The organism is Caulobacter sp. HJHS_5 (genome assembly GCF_056683955.1).
The window spans coordinates 265,195-285,365 of sequence record NZ_JBWZNC010000003.1; the positions used below are offsets into that span (position 1 = coordinate 265,195).

The window sequence follows — 20,171 nt, forward strand, 5'->3', positions numbered from 1 at the left end:
GCGCCCGGCGCAAGGGGCGTAAGCTGCCGCCATGGAAGACGAAGCGCCCAAGAAGGTTCTCACCCCCGCCGCCCAGCGCGCCCTGGCCGAGGCCGAGGAACGCCGTGCGGCCGCCAAGGCCGAGGCGGAAAAGCAGGCCGAACTGGGTGGCCCGAAGGGGCCGGAGCCGACGCGGTTCGGCGACTGGGAGCGTAAGGGGATCGCGGTCGATTTCTGAGATCGCGGCCACGCTGTGCGTCCTTCGACACGGCCGCTTGCGCGGCCTGCTCAGGATGACGGTGTCTGTAAGCTGAAACCCTACGTCATGCTGAGCGGCGCGCAGCGCCAGTCGAAGCACTCATGGGGTTTTAGGCCGCCATCTCCTCGACCACCCTCAGCGCCGCCGCGTGCGGATCGGCGGCTCCGGTGATCGGGCGGCCGCAGACCAGGTGGCTGGCCCCGGCCGCCAGCGCGTCGGCCGGCGCGGCGGCGCGGGCCTGGTCGTCCTTGCCGGACCAGGCGGGGCGCACGCCGGGCGTGACGATCAGGAAGTCCGGGCGGCCGGCGGCCAGCGCGATCTCGCGCACCAGCGCCGCCTCGTGCGGGCTGGAGACCACGCCATCGACGCCGCAGTCCAGCGCCTGGCGCACCCGGCGGGCGACGAGGTCGCGAGCGGTGAAGCCGTAGCCGAGCTCGACGAGGTCGGTGTCGGTCAGGCTGGTCAGGACCGTGACCCCCAGAATCTTCAGACTGGAGCCCGAACCCCGACCTTGGACCGCCGCGCGCATCACCTGCGGTTCGGCGTGGACGGTGAGCAGGTCGCAGCCGCTGCCGGCCAGGGCCGCCGTCGACTTGCGGACCGTGGCCCCGATATCGTGCAGCTTCCAGTCGAGGAAGACCTGGCGGCCGGCGGCCTTGAGGCGGCCGGCGAAGGCCATGCCCCCGGTGGCCAGCAGCTCCAGCCCGACCTTGTAGAAGCTGACCGCGTCGCCCAGGCGTTCGACCATGGCCTCGGCCTCGACGACAGTCGGCAGGTCGAGCGGCACGATCAGGCGCGGATCGGCGCGAAGCGTGGCAGGGGCTTGCTCGGCGAGGGCTTGGGCGGGCATGTTCGCTCCTCTGCGTGCGCGCGCCTGCGGCCTCAACCGGCGCGGATGCGATCTTCAAGTGTGGGGCGAGACCATCGAATGGGCCAGACCGACCTTTTCGTCAACTTCTTCGTCGCCCTGTTCGCGCTGATCGACCCGATCGGCAACGTGCCGGTGTTCGCCGCCGCCACCTCCGGCGCCAACGCCTCGCAGCGCCGGCTGATCGCGGTCTACATCGGCCTGTTCGTCCTCGGTTTCCTGACCATCTTCTACTTCACGGGCCTGAGCCTGCTGGAGTTCTTCGGCATCTCCCTGCCGGCCTTCCGCATCGCCGGCGGCATCATCCTGTTCCTGCTTGGCCTGGACATGGCGCGCGACGACTTCACCGCCAAGTTCGCCGACGCCGCCGACGAGGCCGACCTTTCGACGCGCGGCTATGCCCGCAAGCGGTTCGAAAAGCTGATCGTGCCCTTCGCCATGCCGCTGCTGATCGGGCCGGGCGCGATCTCCACGGTGGTGATCTTCGCCAGCGACGCCCAGCCGCTGGGCCTCACCGGCATGGCCGGCGGCATCGCATCGATCGCCGCGGTGTCGGTGGTGGTGGTGCTGACCTTCTGGGCGACGCCGGTCATCTCCAGGCTGCTCGGCCGCATCGGCATGACCATCGTGGTGCGGGTGCTGGGCCTCATCCTCTGCGCCATGGCCGTGCAGTTCATCATCGCGGGCGTGGGCGACGCGACGCGGGGGCTGATCATTCCCGCGGCCGCGGCGCCCTATGCGGCGGGTCACTGATGTCCGAGGCTGGCAGCCCCTGGACCCGTCCCCAACCGCCGGTGGAGGAGCCGCCCCCGCCGCGTCATCAGCGATGGCTGTGGATACTGCTGATCGCCGCCGTCATCGGGCTGATGCTGGCCCTCGCCCGCGCCTTCCCCTCGGCGATGAACAGCAAGGAGGACTGGTGGTCGGTCGCCTATGGCGTCGGCTTCCTCATTCTCCTGTCCGCCGGCGCCCTGCGGCTGGAGCGCGGCAGGATCCGCCAGCACCTCGCCCACATCGCCATCTGGGCGGCGATCTTCGCCGTGTTGGCGGTCGGCTATGCCTATCGCGATGTGTTCGAGGACGCGGGCCGGCGCGTACGCGTCGCCTTCGGGGGCGGGACGCCGGTGGCGACCGGCGAGCGGGAGCTGGTCGTGCCGCGCGACGAGAGCGGCCACTTCGTGCTGGTGGGGCGGGTGAACGGCCAGCCGGTGCGCTTCCTCGTCGACACCGGCGCGACCGACACGGTGCTGAGCCCTGGCGACGCCCAGCGCCTGGGCATCGATCTCTCCGCCCTCGACTACGGCTACCGGGCCGAGACAGCCAACGGCGTCGGCTACGCGGCGGCCGCGACCGTGGACCGGCTGGAGGTGGGGCCGATCCGGGCGGACAATTTCCGGGTGATGATCAACCAGGCGCCGATGTCGACCTCGCTGCTCGGCATGAGTTTTCTCGGCGACCTGGAATCCTACCAGGTGCGCGGCGACCGTCTGACTCTCGCTTGGCGGGCGGCGCCTTAACGAGGGCGGAAGCGGCCGCCCTGGCTGGCGATCAGGGCCAGGCCCCAGTCGTCGGGGATCAGCTTGGCGGAGGCGGCGATGGCCTTGTTGGGCGCGCCCGTGACGCTGACCGGGCGGTTGGCCTCCACCGCCTCGTAGCCGTGAGCCGCCACCTCGTCGGCGCCCATCCACATCCATTCCGGCGTCGCCGCCTCCAGGCGGGCGCGGCTGCCGTCGACGTCGTGGAATTCCGAATAGGTAAGGCCCGGGCAGAGGGCCGAGACGTGGACGCCGGTGTTCAGCGTTTCGAGATGCAGGGTCTGGGAGAACTTCACCAGGAAGCTTTTGCAGGCGCCGTAGAGGGTGGCGTGCGGCGAGGCGGGGATCAGGCCGGCCAGGGAGGCGACGTTGACAATGCGCCCGAAGCGCCGCTCCAGCATGCCCGGCAGCACCTTGTGGCTGGCCTCGCAGACCACCCCGACCAGCACCTGCAGCATCGCCGCCTGGGCCGACCAATCCGAACCGGCATAGGCGCCGGAGATGCTGTAGCCGGCGTTGTTGACCAGGGCGTCGATCTCGCGGCCCTCGGCGGCGAGGCGCCCGAGGACGGCGTCGACGGCGCCCGCCTCGGCGAGGTCGGCCGGAACGGCCAGGGCCTCGACGCCGTAACGCAGGGTCAGTTCGTTCGACAGCTCCTCCAGCCGGTCGGCGCGACGGGCGGTCAGGGCCACGTCATAGCCGTTGGAGGCGTAGATGCGGGCGAAGGCGGCCCCGATGCCGGCGGAAGCGCCGGTGATCAAGGCGAGGCGGCGAGGCATGCGGAAAACTCTATGAAGCGCGGCCTCAGAGTGGCCCGCGCCTCCGGTCTGTTCAAGCTCAGCCCTGCTGGCCGACCATATCCATGTGCGTCGGCGTCGGCGCGCGCTTGTGAAAGAAGGCGATGCTGTCGGCGAGAGTGATGTAGTCGATCTCTTCCGACGTCGGATCGTCGAGTTCGGCGCCGCGCCAGTACTTGTCGTGCAGCTTGTCGATCAGCCGCTTGGTGAAGGCGATGAAGCTGTCATCGCGATCCAGGCCGCCTTCCCAGCCCGGCCAGTAGTTGGAGTGCAAATCCTCGCACACATAGACGCCGCCGGTCTTCACGTGCGGCCAAAGGGCCTTGAAGCTGGCGATCTGGTGATGGGTGATGTGGCTGCCGTCGTCGATGACGATGTCGAACGGGCCGTGTTCGGCGGCGATCCGGGCGAGCAGCTTGGGATCGCCTTGGTCGCCGATGTAGATCGGAAAGCCGTCGGCGGCGAACCGGGCGCAGGCCGGCTTAAGATCCAGCCCGACGATGTGGGCTTCTTCGCCCAGGTGCTCGCGCCAGAGCTGCAACGAACCGCCTTGGGCGAGGCCGATCTCCAGCACCCGCGGCCGCTTGCCGACATAGGGCGCAAGGGCGCGGTCGTAGAGCGGAAGATAATGGACCCATTTGAACATCGGCCGGCCGCCATGAGCGTAGTAGGTGCGCTCGAAGGCCGTCCCAGCCGCCGCATGGAGAGCGGGCTGGTCGATGTTTTCGTGGAGGACTCCTGGAAGGACCGGGTGGCGGGCGACGTCCGGCCGCGGCGGCGGCCCAGGCGGCGGAGGGGCCAGGGCGGCGAGCACCAGGGACGGATCGATGCGTCCGAGCAGCAGCTTCGCCGCCAACTTCAGCCTCACCGACATCACACGCCTCCGCTCGCCGCGACCTCCATGCGGCGCTTGCCCCGGCCACGCAAGCCGCCTTCGCGCGTCCGGCGAAGCTCAGGCGGCGTTGGCGAGCGGTTCGGCGGCCTGGCCGGCCGTCCAGCGCTGGGCGGCCTTGGCCACGCGCTCGCCGAGCAGGTAGGCCGTGCGGCGGTCGCCGGTGGGCGGGGTGATCTCGGCGGAGGCGTTGTCCGACTGGGCGGCGAGGCCGAGGAAGGCGCCGACGCGGTTCAGCGTCTCCGGCCCGCGTTCGGCGGCGGTCACCGACGGGGCGGGCACCCCGAGGTTGACCCAGTTCATGCCGTGCTGGGCGGCGAGGATCGCCAGGCTGGTCAGGGCGTGGGTCTTGTCGCCCGAGAAGCTGTGCGAGTTGGTGAAGCCCGCGGCCAGCTTGTCCTGCCAGCCGCCGGTGGCGAACACCCGCGACGAGGCTTCGGCGAAGGCGCGGAACGCGGCAGAGACGTCGCCCATGTAGGTCGGGGCGCCGAACACGACGGCGTCCGACGCGGAAACCTGTTCGAGCAGCGGCCCGAAATCCTGGGCGGCGCTCTCGATGGGCAGCAGGCGGGCCTCGGCGCCCGTGGCGCGAACGCCCGCGGCGACCTGCTCGGCCAGCACCGCGGTATGGCCATAGCCCGAATGGTAGACGACGGCGACGGTGGTCATGAAAGTCGATCCTTATTCGTAATCGTATCGGTGGCGATTACATATTAAGGCCGATCCTCGACCGCCAGGGGCGCCGCCCCCAGATTTTCTCAGCAGTCTTTCAGCAGGTCCGCGACGGTGATCTGGCCGAGGCGCTCGGCCACGGCCTTGTCGGCGGCGACGATGGCGGCGCTGACCGCCTCGGGAATCTTTTCGCCGACCGGACAGCCCTTGGCGCCCGGAGGCGCGACGCCGAGGTGGGCGCAGCCGTTCACCGCTCGCAGCACGTTGTCGAGGGTGATCTGCTCGGCGGGCTTCAGGAGCCAGGCGCCGCCGTTGGCGCCGGCCCGGGCGCCGATCAGCCCGGCCTTGCCGAGCATGGAGGTGACGCGGCGAACGACCACGGGATTGGTCGGCATCGAAGCCGCCAGCGCCGCGCTGGACACCGCCTGCTCAGGCGCGAACGCGCCCTTGTGCGCCAGATAGGCGAGGGCGTGAGCGGCGACGGGAAACTTCTGACTGTCGGACATTGGTATACAACCTCGGCACGGAACGTAGGCGCCCTGCGCGCACGTTCAATGAAAATGTCGAATCCCACCCGTAGGAACGGTACGATTGTGTGCGGCTGCGAAAGGGTGTATCGCGCCCGCCGCTGCCTGCACGGGCGGATTTTTGGGACGCCCCGACCCTCGTCGTCGGATCCGCGCGCCCGGAGGACCTGAATGGCTCCCGAAGCCCCGGGCGCGATGCCGGCGAACTCGTCCGACCCCGCCGTCGAAGCGCCGTCTCATCAGTCTGCCCACACCGCCGCCCATGGCCAGGGCAGCTTTTTCGCCCTCGCGCTCGGCGCGGTGGGGGTGGTGTTCGGCGACATCGGCACCAGCCCGCTCTATTCGATGCGCGAGGCGCTGAGCCACGCGCGCGGCGAAACCGCCAACCCGGAGATCGCCGTGCTCGGCGTCGTCTCCCTGGTGCTGTGGACGCTGACGCTGTTCGTGACCATCAAGTACGTGGTCTTCTTCATGCGGGCCGACAACAAGGGCGAGGGCGGCACCCTGGCCCTGATGGCCCTGGCCCAGAAGGCGCTGGGACGCAGCAAGGGCAAGCGGTCGGCGGCCATCTTCCTGCTGGGGGTGATCGGCGCCTCGCTGTTCTACGGCGACGGCATCATCACCCCGGCCATCTCGGTGCTTTCGGCCGTGGAGGGCCTGAAGGACGCGCCCCGCGTCGGCCACCTGTTCACGCCCTACATCCTGCCGATCTCCGGCGTGATCCTGATCGGCCTGTTCCTGGTGCAGTCGAAGGGCACCCACCGGGTGGCGGCCCTGTTCGGCCCGGTGATGGTGATCTGGTTCCTGATCCTCGGGGCTCTGGGCGTCTTCCATCTGGCCGACGATCTGTCGATCTTCCGGGCGATCAATCCCGCCTACGGCTTTCTGTTCCTGCGCGAGAACGGCCTCGTCGGTTTCGTCATCCTCGGCAGCGTGTTCCTGGCGGTGACGGGAGCCGAGGCGCTCTATGCCGACATGGGCCATTTCGGGAAGAAGCCGATCCAGGCCGCCTGGCTCTACCTCGCCTTCCCTTGCCTGGCGCTGAACTACCTCGGCCAGGGCGCCATGGTGCTGCAGCAGCCGGAGACCCGCCACAATCCGTTCTGGGAAATGGTGCCGCAGGCGGCCTACTGGCCGATCCTGGTGTTCGCCACCGCCGCCACGGTCATCGCCTCGCAGGCGGTGATCACCGGCGCCTTCTCCATGACCCAGCAGGCCGTGCAACTGGGCCTCCTGCCCCGCATCGACATCAAGCGCACCTCCGAGACCCAGGCCGGCCAAATCTTCGTGCCGTCGGTGAACACCCTGCTGATGATCGGGGTGCTGGTGCTGCTGGTCATCTTCCAGAGCTCGCACCGCCTGGCCGCCGCCTACGGCATCGCGGTGACCGGGGCGATGTTCGTCGACACCCTGCTGGCCTACGTCGTCATCCGGCTGGTCTGGAAATGGAACTACGCCCAGACCTTCGCCCTGCTGGTGCCGCTGGCCCTGCTCGACATGGTGTTCATCGCCGCCAACCTGCTGAAGGTGCCCGACGGCGCCTGGCTGCCGCTGGCGTTCGGCGGGGTGCTGGTGATGGTCATGTGGACCTGGAACCGCGGGGCCAAGATCCTGGCGGAAAAGACGCGGCGCGACAGCGTGCCCCTGGTCGACCTGATGGAGATCCTGGCCGCCCGCCAACCGCACCGCGCGCCCGGCACGGCGATCTTCCTGACCTCGGACACCGAGATGACGCCGGTGGCCCTGATGCACAACCTCAAGCACAACAAGGTTCTGCACGAGAAGAACGTCATCCTGACCGTACGCACCGCCGAAAGCCCGCGCCTGTCGGAGGACAGCCGCGTGTCGATCGAGCGGATCAGCGACGACTTCAAGAAGGTGACGGTGTTCTACGGCTTCATGGAGAGCCCGAACCTGCCCAAGGCGCTGGCCGTCTGCCGCAAGCAGGGGCTGAAGTTCGACATCATGTCGACCAGCTTCTTCCTCGGCCGCCGCTCGATCGTGCCCTCGGCCCATTCGGGCATGCCGCTGTGGCAGGACCGGCTGTTCATCTTCCTGATGAAGAACGCCGCCAATCCGACCGACTTCTTCAAGATTCCGCCCGGCCGGGTGGTGGAGTTGGGCGCCCAGGTCACGGTATAGGTCGCAGCCATGGAGACGACGCTGCGCCTGCTCGGCGATGGGGTGACCATCGCCGCCCTGTCGATCATCTGGGGCGCCTCGCGCGTCATCTGGCGGCGCGTGCCGGACGACGCCCGCATTCCGGCGCCCTGGGGCGGCCTCGCGCCGAAGCGCCTCGCCCTGGCCTTCACCCCCACCGTCGCCGCCATCGTGCTGCTGGCCCTGACCTTCTGGGGCCTCGCCAACCGCGACATCGACGCGACCTGGGCCCTCATCCTGTTCGGAACGCGCGGCCTGCTGACCGCCCTCTTCGGCCTGATCCACCTGACCCATCTGCGCGCCGTGCTGCAGAGCCTGGGGCCGGGCGGCGCGAACGAGCCTTGATGCTTCACGCCGCACGCGCTTAAAGGCGCGCGACTTCACCCAAACCCTCCCCGAAGGACCCCGCTCATGGCCGCCAAGCCCGTCAAGAAGGTCGTGCTCGCCTATTCCGGCGGCCTCGACACCTCGATCATCCTCAAGTGGCTGCAGACCGAGTACCAGGCGGAAGTCGTGACCTTCACCGCCGACCTCGGCCAGGGCGAGGAGTTGGGCCCGGCCCGCGAGAAGGCCCTGCTGCTGGGCATCAAGCCCGAGAACATCTTCATCGATGACCTGCGCGAGGAGTTCGTGCGCGACTTCGTCTTCCCGATGTTCCGCGCCAACACCGTCTACGAAGGCCAGTACCTGCTCGGCACCTCGATCGCCCGGCCGCTGATCGCCAAGCGCCAGATCGAGATCGCCCGCCAGGTCGGCGCCGACGCCGTCTGCCACGGCGCCACCGGCAAGGGGAACGACCAGGTCCGCTTCGAGCTCGGCTACTACGCCCTGGAACCGGACATCACCGTGATCGCCCCCTGGCGCGAGTGGGACTTCAAGAGCCGCGAGGCCCTGCTGGAGTTCGCCCGCGACAACCAGATTCCGATCGCCAAGGACAAGCTGGGCGAAGCCCCGTTCAGCGTCGACGCCAACCTCTTGCACTCGTCGTCGGAAGGTAAGGTCCTCGAGGACCCGGCCGTGCCCGCCCCCGAGTTCGTGCACATGCGCACCATCGCCCCGGAGGATGCGCCGGATAAGCCGACCGTCTTCACCATCGACTTCGAGAAGGGCGACCCGGTCGCCATCGACGGCGAGCGCCTGAGCCCGGCCGCCCTGCTGACCAAGCTGAACCAGCTGGGCCACGACAACGGCGTCGGCCGCCTCGACCTCGTGGAAAACCGCTACGTCGGCATGAAGAGCCGCGGCGTCTACGAGACTCCGGGCGGCACGATCCTGCTGGCCGCCCACCGCGGCATCGAAAGCATCACCCTCGACCGGGGCGCCATGCACCTGAAGGACGAGCTGATGCCGAAGTACGCCAGCATGGTCTACAACGGCTTCTGGTTCGCACCGGAACGCCTGATGCTGCAGGCGGCCATCGACCATTCGCAGGCGCTGGTGACGGGCCGTGTCACCGTGAAGCTCTACAAGGGCAACGTCACCGTCGTCGGCCGCGAGAGCCCCTATTCGCTGTACGACCAGGATCTCGTCACCTTCGAGGAAGGCAAGGTGGCTTACGATCACCGCGACGCCGCCGGCTTCATCAAGCTGAACGCCCTGCGCCTGCGCGTGGCCGCCAAGCGCGACCGCCGCAACAACAGCTAGGATCATTCTTCCGGAGCCCGACCATGAGCGAAACCGACAGGCCCGGCGTCCTGACGGGCGCGAACTGGAAGGACGCCATGGGCCGGGCCTGGGCGGCGCTGCACCCGGTGATGGAGCGGATGAACCGCCCGGTCGGCGAGGCGACGGCCGCACGGGCCCGGGTCGCTCCGGGCGACCGGGTGCTGGACGTCGGCTGCGGGACCGGGGACACCAGCCTCGATCTCGCCCGGCGCACGGCTCCGGACGGCCGGTGTCTCGGCGTCGACATCTCCGCGACCCTGCTGGCAAGCGCCCGCGAGGCCGCCGCGAAGTCGGGCCTCGCCAACATCGACTTCCTGGAGGCCGACGCCCAGACCCATTCTTTCGAGCCGGGCGGCTTCGACGTCGTCTACTCCCGCTTCGGGGTGATGTTCTTCGAGGACTTCGACGCCGCCTTCGCCAATCTGCGGAAAGCGCTGGTTCCCGGCGGCCGCCTCGCCTTCACCTGCTGGCGCAAGCCGCAGGACAACCCGCTCTCGCTCGTGGCGGTGGACGCCGCCCGGCCATTCCTGCCGCCCATCCCGGCGCCGACCCCGGGAGCGCCGGGCCGCTTCGCCTTCGCCGATCCGGACCGGGTGCGCGGCATCCTCGAACGCAGCGGCTGGCGCGACATCGAGATCGAGCCGCTCGACACGCCGACGCCCGCGAGCTTCGACGAACTGATGGCGCTGAGCCTGGACCTCGGCATGCTCGGGCCGATCCTGCGCGACCAATCCGAAGCCGTGCGCACCCAGGTGCGTGAGGCGGTCGGAGCGGCCCTCGCGCCGCACGCGGTGGACGGCGTCGCGCCGATGACCGCCGCCTGTTGGCTCGTTTCAGCGCGGGCCTGATCAGGAAAGGCGGTTGAACGGATACCGGTCGCGGATCTCGTAGGCGAAGAAGCTGCCCTTGGAGTCGGCGTCGACGAACGAGCGGTGCACCTCGCCGGGCACCCCGACGTAGACGTAGCAGTCGCCGTCGGTGAAGGTGACGATCAGCTTGCCGTGGTTTTCCTCGTAGTCGATGTCGGTAATTGCGGTCGAGTCGACGTGCATGACCGGCCTCCTGCGCATATCCCGCGTTCGCGGGGGGTTGCCACACTAGGAAACGCGCCTGAAACGTAAGGTTCCGACGCTCAAGCTTGGGAGGCGTTTCGTTGATGCAGCCGCATAATCTTGTCGCCCTGGTCACCGTCGTCGCCCTGCTGGTCTATCTCGGAACAGGGATGAACGTGTCGCGCACCCGGCGGAAGCACGGCGTCGAGCCGCCGGCGATGACCGGCGCGCCGCAGGTCGAGCGGGCGCTGCGCGTGCAGGGCAACACCCTCGAATGGCTGGCGATCTTCCTGCCGGCCCTGTGGATCTTCGCCCTCTACTGGAGCGACTATGTCGCCGCCGGCCTCGGCGTGGTCTGGACCGTCGGCCGACTGCTCTATTGGGTCGGCTACATGAAGGACGCCAAGGCGCGCTATCCCGGCTTCGGGCTGCAGGCGGCGGCGACCTTCGTGCTGTTGATCGGCGCCGCCATCGGGGCGGTCCGCGCGCTGCTGGTGACCGGCGGTGTCTAGCCCGTTGGGCGGTCTGCCCGTCGATCCGGCTCGCTATGTCGCCTTCCTCGGAGCCATGACGGTGATGGCCGTCACGCCCGGCCCCGCCAACCTCTTCGCCATCGCCATGGGACTGAACCGGGGCCGCCGGGCGGCGCTGTCGGGCGTGATCGGCATGAACTGCGCCAGCCTCATGTGGTTCGCGGCGGCCGCGCTCGGGCTGGGGGCCCTGGTCGTGGCCTTTCCGCTGGCCTTCCGCGTCCTCGCCGTCGTCGGCGGTCTCTACGTCGCCTGGCTGGGGGTTCAGGCGATCCGCGCCGGTTTGCGTGGGGACTCGGCGGCGAAAGCGACGGCGCGGCCCGTCGGGCGCACGGCTTTCGGCGACGGCTTTCTCGTCCAGGCGACCAATCCCAAGCTCCTGCTGTTCTTCTCCGTGGTGCTGCCGCCGTTTCTCGACACGGCACGGCCGCCGGGACCTCAGTTGGCCATGTTCGCGGTCGCCACGATCGGATTGGATATGGTGGCCATGACCAGTTATGGACTGAGCGGCGGCGCCCTCTCCGCGCGGATGACCCAAGCAACGTTTCGTCGCAATTTTTCCTTTGTTGTCGGCGCCTTACTTTTGTCTGCGGCAGCGCTCATCTTATGGCGTGGCTGACGCAACGTGTTTTCGGCCAGTGTGTTCTTCGGGGCAGGAGTTTGTGATGAAGATCAAACCAATAGCCACGCTTGCTGCGTTGGCCCTCGCGGCCGGGCTGGCCGCCTGCGCGACGCCCACGCCCTACCAACCGGCCGTGCGCGGCACGTCGGTCTCCGGCGGCTTCTCCGACGCGCGGATCACCGAGAACCGGTTCCGCGTGACCTTCGCCGGCAATACCCTGACCTCGCGCGAGACCGTGGAGCGCTATCTGCTCTACCGCGCCGCCGAGCTGACCACCCAGACCGGCTATGACTGGTTCGAGATCGTCGACCGCACCACGGACCGCGACCGCCGGACCTATACGACGCCCAGCATGATGGGGCCGGGCTTCGGCGGCTGGGGCTACGGCTACTGGCAACCGTCGTGGCGCTACTACGGTCCGCGTTACGGCTGGCGCACCTGGGACCCATTCTGGGGCAGCCCGTTCTGGGCCAACAGCATGGACACCCGGACGGTGGAGCGTTTCGAGGCCACGGCCGAGATTCTGCTGCGCCGCGGGCCGACGCCGCAGGACAACCCCCGCGCCTTCGACGCCCGCCAGGTGATGTCGAACCTCGGCCCGAGCATCCAGCGGCCGCAGCCCTAAACGCATGACCTTAGGCGACGCCACGAGCCCGGACGTCTCGGACGTCCTCGATCCCTCCAAGGCCCTCGCCCCGATCACGGTGAGGGTCAACGAGGCGCGCGTGCGTCGCGGCTTCCTGCCCAAGATCCGCAAGGTGGCGGCGAGGATTCCCTTCGCCGCCGACGCCCTTTCGGTGTTCTGGTGCGTGCGCGACAAGGAGACGCCGACGGCGGCCAAGGGGTTGATGCTGGCGGCCCTGGCCTATTTCGTCCTGCCGACCGACGCGGTGCCCGACTTCATCGCCGGCTTCGGCTTCACCGACGACGCGGCGGTGATGGCGGCGCTGATGGCGGTGGTCGGCAAGAACGTGAAGCCCAAGCACAAGGACGCGGCGCAGGCTTACCTGACCAAAATCGCCGGGGACTGACCGCAGCTGGGGCACTCCGGGTCGGCCCCGATCTTCACCGTACGACTTTCACCGCTCAGCCCATCGTAGATCAGCAGGCGGCCGGCCAGCGGCTCGCCGGCGCCGGTGATGATCTTCACCGCCTCCAGGGCCATCATCGATCCGATCACCCCGGCCAGGGCTCCGACCACGCCGACGACGGCGCAGGTCTCGGCGTCCGGCGGGATTTCCGGCGTCAGGCAACGGTAGCAGGGCCGGCCCTCGAACACCCCGACCTGACCGGTCCATCGACCGAGGGCGCCGGAAACCAGCGGTTTGCGGTGGGCGACGCAGGCGTCGGAAACGCAGAAGCGGGTGGCGAAGTCGTCGGTGCCGTCGAGGACAAGATCATAGTCGGCGACCATTTCGCCGGCGTTGCCGGCGTCGAGGGCGGCGAGATGCGGCTCGACTACGACATGCCGATTGAGGGCGCCGAGCGCCTCGGCCGCCGCCGTCACCTTCGGCCGACCGACATCGGCGGCGGTGAACAGCACCTGGCGCTGCAGGTTGGAAAGCGAAACCGCGTCCGGATCGACGATCCCCAGGGTCCCGACCCCCGCCGCCGCCAGATAGAGGACCGCGGGCGAGCCGAGGCCGCCGGCCCCGACCACCAGCACCCGCGCCGCGGCCAGCGCCTGCTGGCCCGGGCCGCCGATCTCGCGCAGCACCAGATGGCGGGCGTAACGCTCGACCTCCTCCGGCGAAAACGCCATGCCGCTTGACCCTTCGGTTGCGCCCGACCACATGCGGGTCATGAGCGAAGCTAATTCGATGCCGTCTTGGCACGGCACCACCATCCTCGCCGTGCGCAAGGATGGAAAGACCACCATCGCCGGCGACGGACAGGTGTCTCTCGGCCCGACCATCGTCAAGGGCAACGCCCGCAAGGTGCGTCGCCTGGCGGGCGGCAAGGTGCTGGCCGGGTTCGCGGGCGCCACCGCCGACGCCTTCACCCTGATCGAACGGCTGGAAGCCAAACTCGAACAGTATCCCGACCAGCTGGCCCGCGCCTGCGTCGACCTGGCCAAGGACTGGCGGACCGACCGCTATCTCCGCCGGTTGGAGGCCATGCTGCTGGTCGCCGACAAGGATCAGATCTTCACCGTCACCGGCATGGGCGACGTGCTGGAGCCGGAACACGCCGTGGCCGCCATCGGCTCGGGCGGCTCCTACGCCCTGGCCGCAGCTACGGCCCTGGCCGATTTCGACCTCGACAGCGAGGAGATCGCCCGTCGCGCCATGAAGATCGCCGGCGACATCTGCGTCTATACCAATGGTTCTCTCACGGTGGAGACGCTCTGATGACCGAGTTCTCTCCCCGCGAAATCGTCTCCGAACTGGACCGCTTCATCGTCGGCCACGCCGAAGCCAAGCGCGCCGTGGCCGTGGCCCTGCGCAACCGCTGGCGCCGGCGTCGCACGCCGGAGGATCTGCGCGACGAGATCACCCCGAAGAACATCCTGATGATCGGGCCGACCGGCGTCGGCAAGACGGAGATCGCCCGCCGCCTGGCGCGTCTCGCGCAGGCCCCGTTCCTCAAGGTCGAGGCCACCAAGTTCACCGAGGTCGGCTACGTCGGCCGCGATGTCGACCAGATCATGCGCGACCTAGTGGAAAGCGCCATCGCCATGGTGCGCGACAAACGCCGCGCCGGCGTGCGGGCCCGCGCCGAGGCCGCCGCCGAGGAGCGCATCCTCGACGCCCTCACCGGCCCCGGCTCGACCGCCGCGCGCGAGAGCTTCCGCAAGAAGCTGCGGGCCGGCGAGCTGAACGACAAGGAAGTCGAGCTGCAACTGGCCGATACCGGCGGCGCGAGCTTCGAGATTCCCGGCCAGCCGGGCGGCATGGGCGTACTGAACCTGTCGGAAATGATGGGCAAGGCGTTCGGCGGCCGCACCAAGACCCACAAGACCACCGTCGCCGGGGCCCACGCCCCGCTGATCGCCGAGGAGAGCGACAAGCTGCTGGATCAGGAGGCCCTGACCCAGGAAGCCCTGGCCTTGGCCGAGAACCACGGCATCGTTTTCCTCGACGAGATCGACAAAGTGGCCAGCCGCCAGGATCGCGGCGGCGGCGACGTCTCCCGCGAAGGCGTGCAGCGCGACCTGCTGCCGCTGATCGAGGGTACGACCGTCTCCACCAAGCACGGGCCGGTGAAGACCGACCACGTGCTATTCATCGCCTCGGGCGCCTTCCACGTGGCCAAGCCCTCGGACCTGCTGCCCGAGCTGCAAGGCCGCCTGCCGATCCGCGTCGAGCTGAAGGCCCTGACCCGCGACGACCTGCGCCGCATCCTTACCGAGCCGGAAGCCAATCTGATCCGCCAGCACCAGGCGCTGATGGCCACCGAGGGCCTGACGCTGGTGTTCACCGACGACGCCATCGACGCCCTGGCCGACGCCGCCGTGGCCGTGAACGGCAGCGTCGAGAACATCGGCGCGAGACGTTTGCAGACCATCCTCGAAAAGGTGGTCGAGGACATCAGCTTCACCGCTGGCGACAAGTCCGGCGAGACGGTGACCATCGACGCCGCCTATGTGCGCGAGCGCATCGGAGCGTTGGCGGCGGACACGGACCTGAGCCGGTTCATTCTCTGAGGAACGCTTGGTGAGTGCTAACGCCGGTGTGGGCGCGGCCGCCGAATAGCGAACGTTTAGGGAACGCGGCGCGTCATAGCTGTGGATAATTAGCGACCGAGCAAATCATTGTTTTGTTTGAAGAAAGAGCTTTTCTTTTAGGGCGGACGACAGCAAGACCACTTTCTTACCCCCTTGCATCGTCCGGAAATTTTGCCCCCATACCCCTTGGGTTGCCCTGATCGATTCGATCAATGGCGAGCTTTGCCCGGTGCCCAAGAAGCGAACTCTCCCCGAAGAGTCTTACACGCCTCACACCGTGACCATTCGGCTAGGTCGTTGGCTGCATGCTGAAGCCAGCGGATGGGGAATTGTCGCCCTAGTCGCTCTGGTCGTAGTCGTCGCAGTGATGAAGTGGGCAGGCTTGGCGATTGGAAGCGGCAAAGCACAGGCATCGGGAAGCACTCCCGTGCCTCACGCCGCTTCGAACCGCCCAACCGCCTCGATCCCCAGCATCGCCGCCTTTCTCGCCAACCCCCAGTGATAGCCCGTCAGCCGGCCATCTCGGGCGATTGCGCGGTGACATGGGATGAGCAGCGAAATCGGGTTGGCTCCCACCGCCGCACCGGTGGCGCGGAAGGCGCCGGGTTTGCCGGCCCAGCGGGCGACGTCGGCGTAGGTCGCGGTGGCGCCGGACGGGATCTGCAGCAGGGCCTTCCAGACCTGGATGTGGAACGGCGGGCCAATCAGCTGGATCGGCAGCGGACCTTCCTCACTGAGGAAGGCTTGGCGGGCGGCCTTGGCGGCGACGGCGTCATCGCGCACCCAGTCGGCGGCCGGCCAGCGACGGCGCATGTCCTCCAACGCTTCCGCCTCGGGATCGCCGGCGCCGCCGGTGCGCAGGCCTTCGGCGAAACCGAGACCGGCGAGGCCGCGCGGGGCCATGACGAACAGGCCCCTGCCGAACGGCGTCGGCGCCCAGCCCCAGGTCAGGGTCAGGCCTTCGCCGCGACGGCGCGCCTCGCCGGGGGTGACGGCCTCCTGGGCGATGAACAGGTCGTGAAGCCGCGAGGGGCCGGAAAGCCCGGCGTCGTAAGCCGCGTCGAGCACGCTCTCGCCGGCCTCCAGCGAGCGCCGCGCCTCGGCGTGGGCGATGGCGGCCATGAAGGTCTTGGGGCTGACCCCCGCCCAGCGGGTGAAGACGCGCTGGAAATGGAAGGGCGACAGGCCGACCACCTCGGCCGCGTCGTCGAGCGAGGGCCGGTCGCGCCAGTGCTCGGCCAGCCAGGCCAGGGCCTTGTCCATGCGGTGATAGTCGGCCGAGCGTTCGGTCAGGGCCGCGAAGCGATCGGCGGGGGCGAGATCGGTCATGGGTCTATCGTTGTCGTATGCCATGATCCCAGGCTAGGCCCGCGCCGCGACGAAAGCCGCCCGGTTCTTGCTGACCTATCGAGAATATCGCTCGGCCCGCGCCGCCAGGATCGCCTGCTTCAGGGCGTCGGCGAAAGCCTCCCGCTCCTCGGGGCTCAGCGCGGCGCCGACGGTCAGGCGTTTGGCCGAGAGGGTTAGGCGCACACGAGCGTCATGTTCGCCGGCCCGGTCGACGCGCACGCCGGTGAAGGCGGTCGGCGAGGTCCAGACGGTCTTGTCCTCATGCGTCACGGTGACGGCGTCGGCCGACACGCGCACCCGCTCATTACGCTCGGCCCGCCGGGCGGCGATCTTGAACGCCCACCAGAGGGCCAGGATGTCGACGCCCAGGAAGAACGGCGCCATCCAGGCGCCGATGACGAACAGGAAGGTCGCGATCAGGCTGGAGGCGAAGCAGAGGGCGTACATCAGCACCTTGCGGCCCGTTTCGCCCAGCGAGCGGTTGGGGGTGATCACGGCGTCCATGTAGAGGGTGGTCACGCTTCGAAATCCGCTTCACACACAGGACGCCATGGTCAAACGTCCCGCCCCGAAGAAACGCCTTTCGCCGAAGGAACGCCAGCGTGTCGACGAGCTGTTTTCCCGCTGGGCGGCGGCCGAGCCGAATCCCCAGACCGAGCTGAATTACCATAACCCCTACACCCTGGTGACGGCCGTCGCCCTGTCCGCCCAGGCGACGGACAAGGGCGTCAACAAAGCCACCGACAAGCTGTTCAAGCTGGCCGATACGCCCGAGCAGATGTTGGCCCTCGGCGAGGCCGAGCTGATGCGGACGATCAGCACCATCGGCCTCTACCGCGCCAAGGCCCGCAATGTGATCGCCGCCGCCCACATCCTGGTCGACCGTTACGGCGGCCAGGTGCCCACCGACCGCGAGGCGCTGCAGAGCCTGCCGGGCGTCGGCCGCAAGACCGCCAGCGTGGTGCTGAACGAACTCGGCGTCGAGCCTGCCATCGCCGTCGACACCCACGTGTTCCGCGTCGCCCATCGCCTGAAGCTGTCGAACGGCAAGACGCCCGACGCGGTGGAAGCGGATCTGACGGCCATCGTGCCCGAGCCGTATCTCACCCGCGCCCACCACTGGCTGATCCTGCACGGGCGCTACACCTGCGTCGCCCGGCGGCCGAAATGCGAGGCCTGCATCGTTGCCGACCTCTGTCCGTCGCGCGAACTGTTCATCGGCGCCTGAGGGGGCAGCTTTCACCCAAAGGGTAGGGCGTTTACCCGTTCGAGGGGGAAACGGTTCTAGCTTTCCGCAGCGTTCGCGGCTAACGAGCCCCCGCGAGCTCCACCGGGAAAAACGTAAGACATGACCGCGCTTTACGACGTCGCCGCCATCGGCAACGCCATCGTCGATGTGATCGCGCCGTGCGACGACGCCTTCCTCGAGCGCGAAGGCCTGGTGAAGGGCTCGATGCAGCTGGTGGACGCCGCCCGCAGCGCGGACCTCTACAGCCGCATGGCGAAGGCCATCGAGGCTTCGGGCGGTTCGGCCGGCAACACCATCGCCGGCGTCGCCAGCCTGGGCGGCAAGGCGGCCTATCTCGGCAAGGTGGCCGACGACGCCTTCGGCGACGTGTTCGAGAACGACATGCGCGCCCAGGGCGTGCGCTTCGACACCGCGCGTCTGGTCGGCGGCTCGCCGACCGCCGTCTGCATGATCAACGTCACCCCCGACGCCCAGCGCACCATGTGCACCTATCTCGGCGCCTCGACCGAGCTGACGCCGGCCGACGTGAGCGTCGAGGTCGTCGAGCAGGCCAAGATCGTCTACCTTGAAGGCTATCTCTTCGATCCGAACGAAGCCCGCCGCGCCTTCGCCAAGGCCGCGGGCCTGGCCCACGCCCAGCAGCGCCTGATGGCCATCACCCTATCGGACGCCTTCGTGGTCGAGCGTCACCGCGAGGCCCTGATGGGCTTCATCGAAACCCAGTGCGACATCGTCTTCGCCAATGAGGTGGAGGTGAAGGCCCTGTTCCAGACCGACGACTTCGAGGCCGCCGCCAAGGCCCTGGCCGACAAGGTCGCCATCGCCGCCGTCACCCGGGGCGCCGCCGGCTCGCTGGTGCTTTCGGGCAATGAGCGTCATGAGATCGCCGCCGCCCCGGTGGCCCAGCTGGTCGACACCACGGGCGCGGGCGACCAATACGCCGCCGGCTTCCTGTTCGGCCTGGCGCGCGAGCGTTCGCTGCAGGTGTGCGGCAAGCTCGGATCGCTGGCCGCCGCCGAGGTGATCTCGCACTATGGCCCCCGCCCCGCGGTCTCCCTGAAGGACCTGGCGGCCGCGCAAGGACTGATCTGATGACCAACCGTACGGCGGAAGTCGTCCGCAACACCAAGGAAACCCAGATCCGCGTGCGTGTGGACCTGGACGGCGCGGGCGCCTCGAAGATCGCCACCGGCATCGGTTTCTTCGACCACATGCTGGAGAGCTTCGCGCGGCACGGCGGCATCGACGTGGAGATCGAGACCAAGGGCGACCTGCACATCGACATGCACCACACGATCGAGGACACCGGCATCGTGCTGGGTCAGGCGATCAAGGAGGCGCTCGACGGTTTCAAGGGCATCCGCCGCTTCGGCTCGGCCTATATCCCGATGGACGAAACCCTGACGCGCTGCGCCCTCGACCTGTCGAACCGGCCGTACCTGATCTGGAAGGTGCAGTTCTCGCGCCCGAAGGTCGGCGACGTCGACACCGAGCTGTTCAAGGAATTCCACCACGCCTTCGCCATGAACGCGGGCGCCTGCGTGCACCTCGAAACTTTGTATGGCGAAAACAGCCACCATATCGCCGAGAGCGGGTTCAAGGCCCTGGCCCGCGCCCTGCGCGTCGCCATCGAATACGACCCGAAGACCGGCGGCCAAGCGCCGTCCACCAAGGGCGTGCTGTAGGGTTTAGACCATGAATAGCGTCGCCCTGATCGACTACGGGTCGGGCAACCTTCGTTCGGCCGAAAAGGCGCTTGTCGAGGCCGCCCGCCGCGCCGGCCGCGACGACGTCGCCGTGCGTGTGACCGCCGACCCGCAGGTCGTGGCGTCGGCCGACCGCATCCTGCTGCCCGGCGTGGGGGCTTTCGCCTCCTGCCGCGCGGGGCTCGACGCCTCGGGCGTGGTCGAGGCGCTGGGGGAGGCGGTGACGCAGCGCGGCGTTCCCTTCCTCGGAATCTGCGTCGGCATGCAGCTGCTGGCCAGCCGCGGCCTGGAGTTCGGCGTCACCCCCGGGCTCGACTGGATCGCGGGCGAGGTGAAGAAGCTCGAACCCTCCGATCCGACCCTGACCATCCCGCACATGGGCTGGAACGCCGTCGAGCGGACGCGCCAACACAAGCTTTTTGAGGGTGTCGAACCGGACGCTCCGATGTATTTCGCCAACTCCTTCGCCCTGACGGCGGCGGACGCGGACGACGTGCTGGCGACCAGCGACCACGGCGGCCGCTTCACCTCGGCGGTGGCGCGGGACAATGTGGCCGGCGTCCAGTTCCACCCCGAGAAATCGCAACAGGCGGGCCTGACCCTGCTCGCCAACTTCCTGGCCTGGCGGCCCTGAAAAAAGA

At 68.7% G+C, this 20,171-nt stretch carries 26 protein-coding genes; 17 read left to right on the plus strand and 9 right to left on the minus strand.

The window, feature by feature from the left end; genetic code table 11:
- The first annotated feature begins 31 nt into the window (after positions 1-31).
- Positions 32-217, plus strand: a complete 186-nt coding sequence (locus ACFLIT_RS07505) for a DUF1674 domain-containing protein (protein WP_479910587.1) — start codon at positions 32-34, stop codon at positions 215-217.
- A gap of 130 nt (positions 218-347) precedes the next feature.
- On the opposite strand, the gene pyrF is transcribed toward ACFLIT_RS07505, so the two are convergent.
- A complete protein-coding gene (gene pyrF / locus ACFLIT_RS07510; RefSeq protein WP_479910588.1) occupies positions 348-1,088 on the minus strand; it encodes an orotidine-5'-phosphate decarboxylase in 741 nt (246 codons plus the stop codon).
- A 78-nt stretch (positions 1,089-1,166) separates the two neighbouring features.
- On the opposite strand from pyrF, the gene ACFLIT_RS07515 reads away from it, so the two are divergent.
- Both ACFLIT_RS07515 and ACFLIT_RS07520 read left to right on the plus strand, forming a co-directional pair.
- Entirely contained in the window at positions 1,167-1,859 is a 693-nt protein-coding gene (locus tag ACFLIT_RS07515) for a MarC family protein (protein WP_479910589.1), read from the plus strand.
- Positions 1,859-2,623 (plus strand): retropepsin-like aspartic protease family protein, encoded by a 765-nt coding sequence (locus tag ACFLIT_RS07520; protein WP_479910590.1) that lies wholly within the window; start codon positions 1,859-1,861, stop codon positions 2,621-2,623. Before ACFLIT_RS07515 ends, ACFLIT_RS07520 begins: the two co-directional genes overlap by 1 nt.
- On the opposite strand, the gene ACFLIT_RS07525 is transcribed toward ACFLIT_RS07520, so the two are convergent.
- The 4 genes from ACFLIT_RS07525 to ACFLIT_RS07540 form a co-directional block, all read right to left on the minus strand.
- Entirely contained in the window at positions 2,620-3,420 is an 801-nt protein-coding gene (locus ACFLIT_RS07525) for an SDR family NAD(P)-dependent oxidoreductase (protein WP_479910591.1), read from the minus strand. The genes ACFLIT_RS07520 and ACFLIT_RS07525 overlap by 4 nt on opposite strands.
- 58 nt (positions 3,421-3,478) lie before the next feature.
- Positions 3,479-4,312 carry a class I SAM-dependent methyltransferase gene (locus tag ACFLIT_RS07530; protein WP_479910592.1) on the minus strand — a complete coding sequence of 278 codons (834 nt, stop codon included), beginning with the start codon at positions 4,310-4,312 and terminating at the stop codon, positions 3,479-3,481.
- Positions 4,313-4,390: 78 nt separating this feature from the next.
- On the minus strand, positions 4,391-4,999 hold the full coding sequence (locus ACFLIT_RS07535) for a flavodoxin family protein (RefSeq protein WP_479910593.1): 609 nt from the start codon (positions 4,997-4,999) through the stop codon (positions 4,391-4,393).
- Between the two features lie 89 nt (positions 5,000-5,088).
- Positions 5,089-5,508 (minus strand): Rrf2 family transcriptional regulator, encoded by a 420-nt coding sequence (locus ACFLIT_RS07540; RefSeq protein ID WP_479910594.1) that lies wholly within the window; start codon positions 5,506-5,508, stop codon positions 5,089-5,091.
- A 192-nt stretch (positions 5,509-5,700) separates the two neighbouring features.
- On the opposite strand from ACFLIT_RS07540, the gene ACFLIT_RS07545 reads away from it, so the two are divergent.
- The 4 genes from ACFLIT_RS07545 to ACFLIT_RS07560 all read left to right on the plus strand — a co-directional run bounded on the left by ACFLIT_RS07545 (position 5,701) and on the right by ACFLIT_RS07560 (position 10,202).
- On the plus strand, positions 5,701-7,671 hold the full coding sequence (locus ACFLIT_RS07545) for a potassium transporter Kup (protein ID WP_479910595.1): 1,971 nt from the start codon (positions 5,701-5,703) through the stop codon (positions 7,669-7,671).
- Positions 7,672-7,680: 9 nt separating this feature from the next.
- Positions 7,681-8,034 carry a hypothetical protein gene (locus tag ACFLIT_RS07550; protein WP_479910596.1) on the plus strand — a complete coding sequence of 118 codons (354 nt, stop codon included), beginning with the start codon at positions 7,681-7,683 and terminating at the stop codon, positions 8,032-8,034.
- A gap of 66 nt (positions 8,035-8,100) precedes the next feature.
- Positions 8,101-9,333, plus strand: coding sequence for an argininosuccinate synthase (locus ACFLIT_RS07555; RefSeq protein ID WP_479910597.1), 1,233 nt, complete (start codon positions 8,101-8,103; stop codon positions 9,331-9,333).
- A 23-nt stretch (positions 9,334-9,356) separates the two neighbouring features.
- Entirely contained in the window at positions 9,357-10,202 is an 846-nt protein-coding gene (locus ACFLIT_RS07560; RefSeq protein WP_479910598.1) for a class I SAM-dependent methyltransferase, read from the plus strand.
- On the opposite strand, the gene ACFLIT_RS07565 is transcribed toward ACFLIT_RS07560, so the two are convergent.
- Positions 10,203-10,406, minus strand: a complete 204-nt coding sequence (locus tag ACFLIT_RS07565; protein ID WP_479910599.1) for a KTSC domain-containing protein — start codon at positions 10,404-10,406, stop codon at positions 10,203-10,205.
- A gap of 104 nt (positions 10,407-10,510) precedes the next feature.
- Here ACFLIT_RS07565 and ACFLIT_RS07570 point away from each other — a divergent pair, with 104 nt between their 5' ends.
- From ACFLIT_RS07570 to ACFLIT_RS07585, 4 genes are read left to right on the plus strand one after another with little or no spacing between them, the layout of a single operon-like run.
- On the plus strand, positions 10,511-10,918 hold the full coding sequence (locus ACFLIT_RS07570) for an MAPEG family protein (RefSeq protein ID WP_479910759.1): 408 nt from the start codon (positions 10,511-10,513) through the stop codon (positions 10,916-10,918).
- A 4-nt stretch (positions 10,919-10,922) separates the two neighbouring features.
- Positions 10,923-11,555 (plus strand): LysE family translocator, encoded by a 633-nt coding sequence (locus tag ACFLIT_RS07575; RefSeq protein WP_479910600.1) that lies wholly within the window; start codon positions 10,923-10,925, stop codon positions 11,553-11,555.
- A 46-nt stretch (positions 11,556-11,601) separates the two neighbouring features.
- Entirely contained in the window at positions 11,602-12,183 is a 582-nt protein-coding gene (locus tag ACFLIT_RS07580) for a CC0125/CC1285 family lipoprotein (RefSeq protein ID WP_479910601.1), read from the plus strand.
- Positions 12,184-12,187: 4 nt separating this feature from the next.
- Entirely contained in the window at positions 12,188-12,589 is a 402-nt protein-coding gene (locus ACFLIT_RS07585) for a YkvA family protein (RefSeq protein ID WP_479910602.1), read from the plus strand.
- On the opposite strand, the gene ACFLIT_RS07590 is transcribed toward ACFLIT_RS07585, so the two are convergent.
- The gene (locus ACFLIT_RS07590) at positions 12,562-13,320 is read right to left on the minus strand and encodes a HesA/MoeB/ThiF family protein (protein WP_479910603.1); all 759 of its coding nucleotides are present in this window, start codon (positions 13,318-13,320) and stop codon (positions 12,562-12,564) included. The two genes, ACFLIT_RS07585 and ACFLIT_RS07590, sit on opposite strands and share 28 nt — an antisense overlap.
- A 31-nt stretch (positions 13,321-13,351) precedes the next feature.
- On the opposite strand from ACFLIT_RS07590, the gene hslV reads away from it, so the two are divergent.
- Both hslV and hslU read left to right on the plus strand, forming a co-directional pair.
- Positions 13,352-13,909: an ATP-dependent protease subunit HslV gene (gene hslV / locus ACFLIT_RS07595; protein WP_479910760.1), complete on the plus strand. Its 558-nt coding sequence runs from the start codon at positions 13,352-13,354 to the stop codon at positions 13,907-13,909.
- On the plus strand, positions 13,909-15,204 hold the full coding sequence (hslU, locus tag ACFLIT_RS07600) for an ATP-dependent protease ATPase subunit HslU (RefSeq protein ID WP_479910604.1): 1,296 nt from the start codon (positions 13,909-13,911) through the stop codon (positions 15,202-15,204). Before hslV ends, hslU begins: the two co-directional genes overlap by 1 nt.
- 453 nt (positions 15,205-15,657) lie before the next feature.
- On the opposite strand, the gene ACFLIT_RS07605 is transcribed toward hslU, so the two are convergent.
- A complete protein-coding gene (locus ACFLIT_RS07605) occupies positions 15,658-16,578 on the minus strand; it encodes a methylated-DNA--[protein]-cysteine S-methyltransferase (RefSeq protein WP_479910605.1) in 921 nt (306 codons plus the stop codon).
- 51 nt (positions 16,579-16,629) lie between these two features.
- Positions 16,630-17,094, minus strand: a complete 465-nt coding sequence (locus ACFLIT_RS07610; RefSeq protein ID WP_479910606.1) for a DUF2244 domain-containing protein — start codon at positions 17,092-17,094, stop codon at positions 16,630-16,632.
- Between the two features lie 31 nt (positions 17,095-17,125).
- Between ACFLIT_RS07610 and nth the strand changes: the two genes are divergently transcribed.
- The 4 genes from nth to hisH all read left to right on the plus strand — a co-directional run bounded on the left by nth (position 17,126) and on the right by hisH (position 20,164).
- A complete protein-coding gene (nth, locus tag ACFLIT_RS07615; RefSeq protein WP_479910607.1) occupies positions 17,126-17,803 on the plus strand; it encodes an endonuclease III in 678 nt (225 codons plus the stop codon).
- 120 nt (positions 17,804-17,923) lie between these two features.
- Positions 17,924-18,916 carry an adenosine kinase gene (locus tag ACFLIT_RS07620; protein ID WP_479910608.1) on the plus strand — a complete coding sequence of 331 codons (993 nt, stop codon included), beginning with the start codon at positions 17,924-17,926 and terminating at the stop codon, positions 18,914-18,916.
- Positions 18,916-19,509, plus strand: coding sequence for an imidazoleglycerol-phosphate dehydratase HisB (hisB, locus tag ACFLIT_RS07625; protein ID WP_479910609.1), 594 nt, complete (start codon positions 18,916-18,918; stop codon positions 19,507-19,509). The genes ACFLIT_RS07620 and hisB overlap by 1 nt, the downstream gene beginning before the upstream one ends.
- Positions 19,510-19,519: 10 nt before the next feature.
- Entirely contained in the window at positions 19,520-20,164 is a 645-nt protein-coding gene (gene hisH, locus ACFLIT_RS07630; RefSeq protein ID WP_479910610.1) for an imidazole glycerol phosphate synthase subunit HisH, read from the plus strand.
- Positions 20,165-20,171: the final 7 nt, after the last annotated feature.

Excerpts from the sequence above, each read along its gene's own strand:
- ACFLIT_RS07620 (WP_479910608.1), top strand. The coding sequence starts at position 17,924 with ATGACCGCGCTTTACGACGTCGCCGCCATCGGCAACGCCATCGTCGAT.
- hslV (WP_479910760.1), top strand. The coding sequence starts at position 13,352 with ATGCGGGTCATGAGCGAAGCTAATTCGATGCCGTCTTGGCACGGCACC.
- ACFLIT_RS07585 (WP_479910602.1), top strand. The coding sequence starts at position 12,188 with ATGACCTTAGGCGACGCCACGAGCCCGGACGTCTCGGACGTCCTCGAT.
- ACFLIT_RS07535 (WP_479910593.1), bottom strand. The coding sequence starts at position 4,999 with ATGACCACCGTCGCCGTCGTCTACCATTCGGGCTATGGCCATACCGCG.
- ACFLIT_RS07545 (WP_479910595.1), top strand. The coding sequence starts at position 5,701 with ATGGCTCCCGAAGCCCCGGGCGCGATGCCGGCGAACTCGTCCGACCCC.
- pyrF (WP_479910588.1), bottom strand. The coding sequence starts at position 1,088 with ATGCCCGCCCAAGCCCTCGCCGAGCAAGCCCCTGCCACGCTTCGCGCC.
- ACFLIT_RS07560 (WP_479910598.1), top strand. The coding sequence starts at position 9,357 with ATGAGCGAAACCGACAGGCCCGGCGTCCTGACGGGCGCGAACTGGAAG.
- ACFLIT_RS07590 (WP_479910603.1), bottom strand. The coding sequence starts at position 13,320 with ATGGCGTTTTCGCCGGAGGAGGTCGAGCGTTACGCCCGCCATCTGGTG.
- hisH (WP_479910610.1), top strand. The coding sequence starts at position 19,520 with ATGAATAGCGTCGCCCTGATCGACTACGGGTCGGGCAACCTTCGTTCG.
- hisB (WP_479910609.1), top strand. The coding sequence starts at position 18,916 with ATGACCAACCGTACGGCGGAAGTCGTCCGCAACACCAAGGAAACCCAG.
- hslU (WP_479910604.1), top strand. The coding sequence starts at position 13,909 with ATGACCGAGTTCTCTCCCCGCGAAATCGTCTCCGAACTGGACCGCTTC.
- ACFLIT_RS07550 (WP_479910596.1), top strand. The coding sequence starts at position 7,681 with ATGGAGACGACGCTGCGCCTGCTCGGCGATGGGGTGACCATCGCCGCC.
- ACFLIT_RS07580 (WP_479910601.1), top strand. The coding sequence starts at position 11,602 with ATGAAGATCAAACCAATAGCCACGCTTGCTGCGTTGGCCCTCGCGGCC.
- ACFLIT_RS07505 (WP_479910587.1), top strand. The coding sequence starts at position 32 with ATGGAAGACGAAGCGCCCAAGAAGGTTCTCACCCCCGCCGCCCAGCGC.
- ACFLIT_RS07525 (WP_479910591.1), bottom strand. The coding sequence starts at position 3,420 with ATGCCTCGCCGCCTCGCCTTGATCACCGGCGCTTCCGCCGGCATCGGG.
- ACFLIT_RS07515 (WP_479910589.1), top strand. The coding sequence starts at position 1,167 with ATGGGCCAGACCGACCTTTTCGTCAACTTCTTCGTCGCCCTGTTCGCG.
- ACFLIT_RS07530 (WP_479910592.1), bottom strand. The coding sequence starts at position 4,312 with ATGTCGGTGAGGCTGAAGTTGGCGGCGAAGCTGCTGCTCGGACGCATC.
- nth (WP_479910607.1), top strand. The coding sequence starts at position 17,126 with ATGGTCAAACGTCCCGCCCCGAAGAAACGCCTTTCGCCGAAGGAACGC.
- ACFLIT_RS07570 (WP_479910759.1), top strand. The coding sequence starts at position 10,511 with ATGCAGCCGCATAATCTTGTCGCCCTGGTCACCGTCGTCGCCCTGCTG.
- ACFLIT_RS07540 (WP_479910594.1), bottom strand. The coding sequence starts at position 5,508 with ATGTCCGACAGTCAGAAGTTTCCCGTCGCCGCTCACGCCCTCGCCTAT.
- ACFLIT_RS07565 (WP_479910599.1), bottom strand. The coding sequence starts at position 10,406 with ATGCACGTCGACTCGACCGCAATTACCGACATCGACTACGAGGAAAAC.
- ACFLIT_RS07520 (WP_479910590.1), top strand. The coding sequence starts at position 1,859 with ATGTCCGAGGCTGGCAGCCCCTGGACCCGTCCCCAACCGCCGGTGGAG.
- ACFLIT_RS07605 (WP_479910605.1), bottom strand. The coding sequence starts at position 16,578 with ATGGCATACGACAACGATAGACCCATGACCGATCTCGCCCCCGCCGAT.
- ACFLIT_RS07555 (WP_479910597.1), top strand. The coding sequence starts at position 8,101 with ATGGCCGCCAAGCCCGTCAAGAAGGTCGTGCTCGCCTATTCCGGCGGC.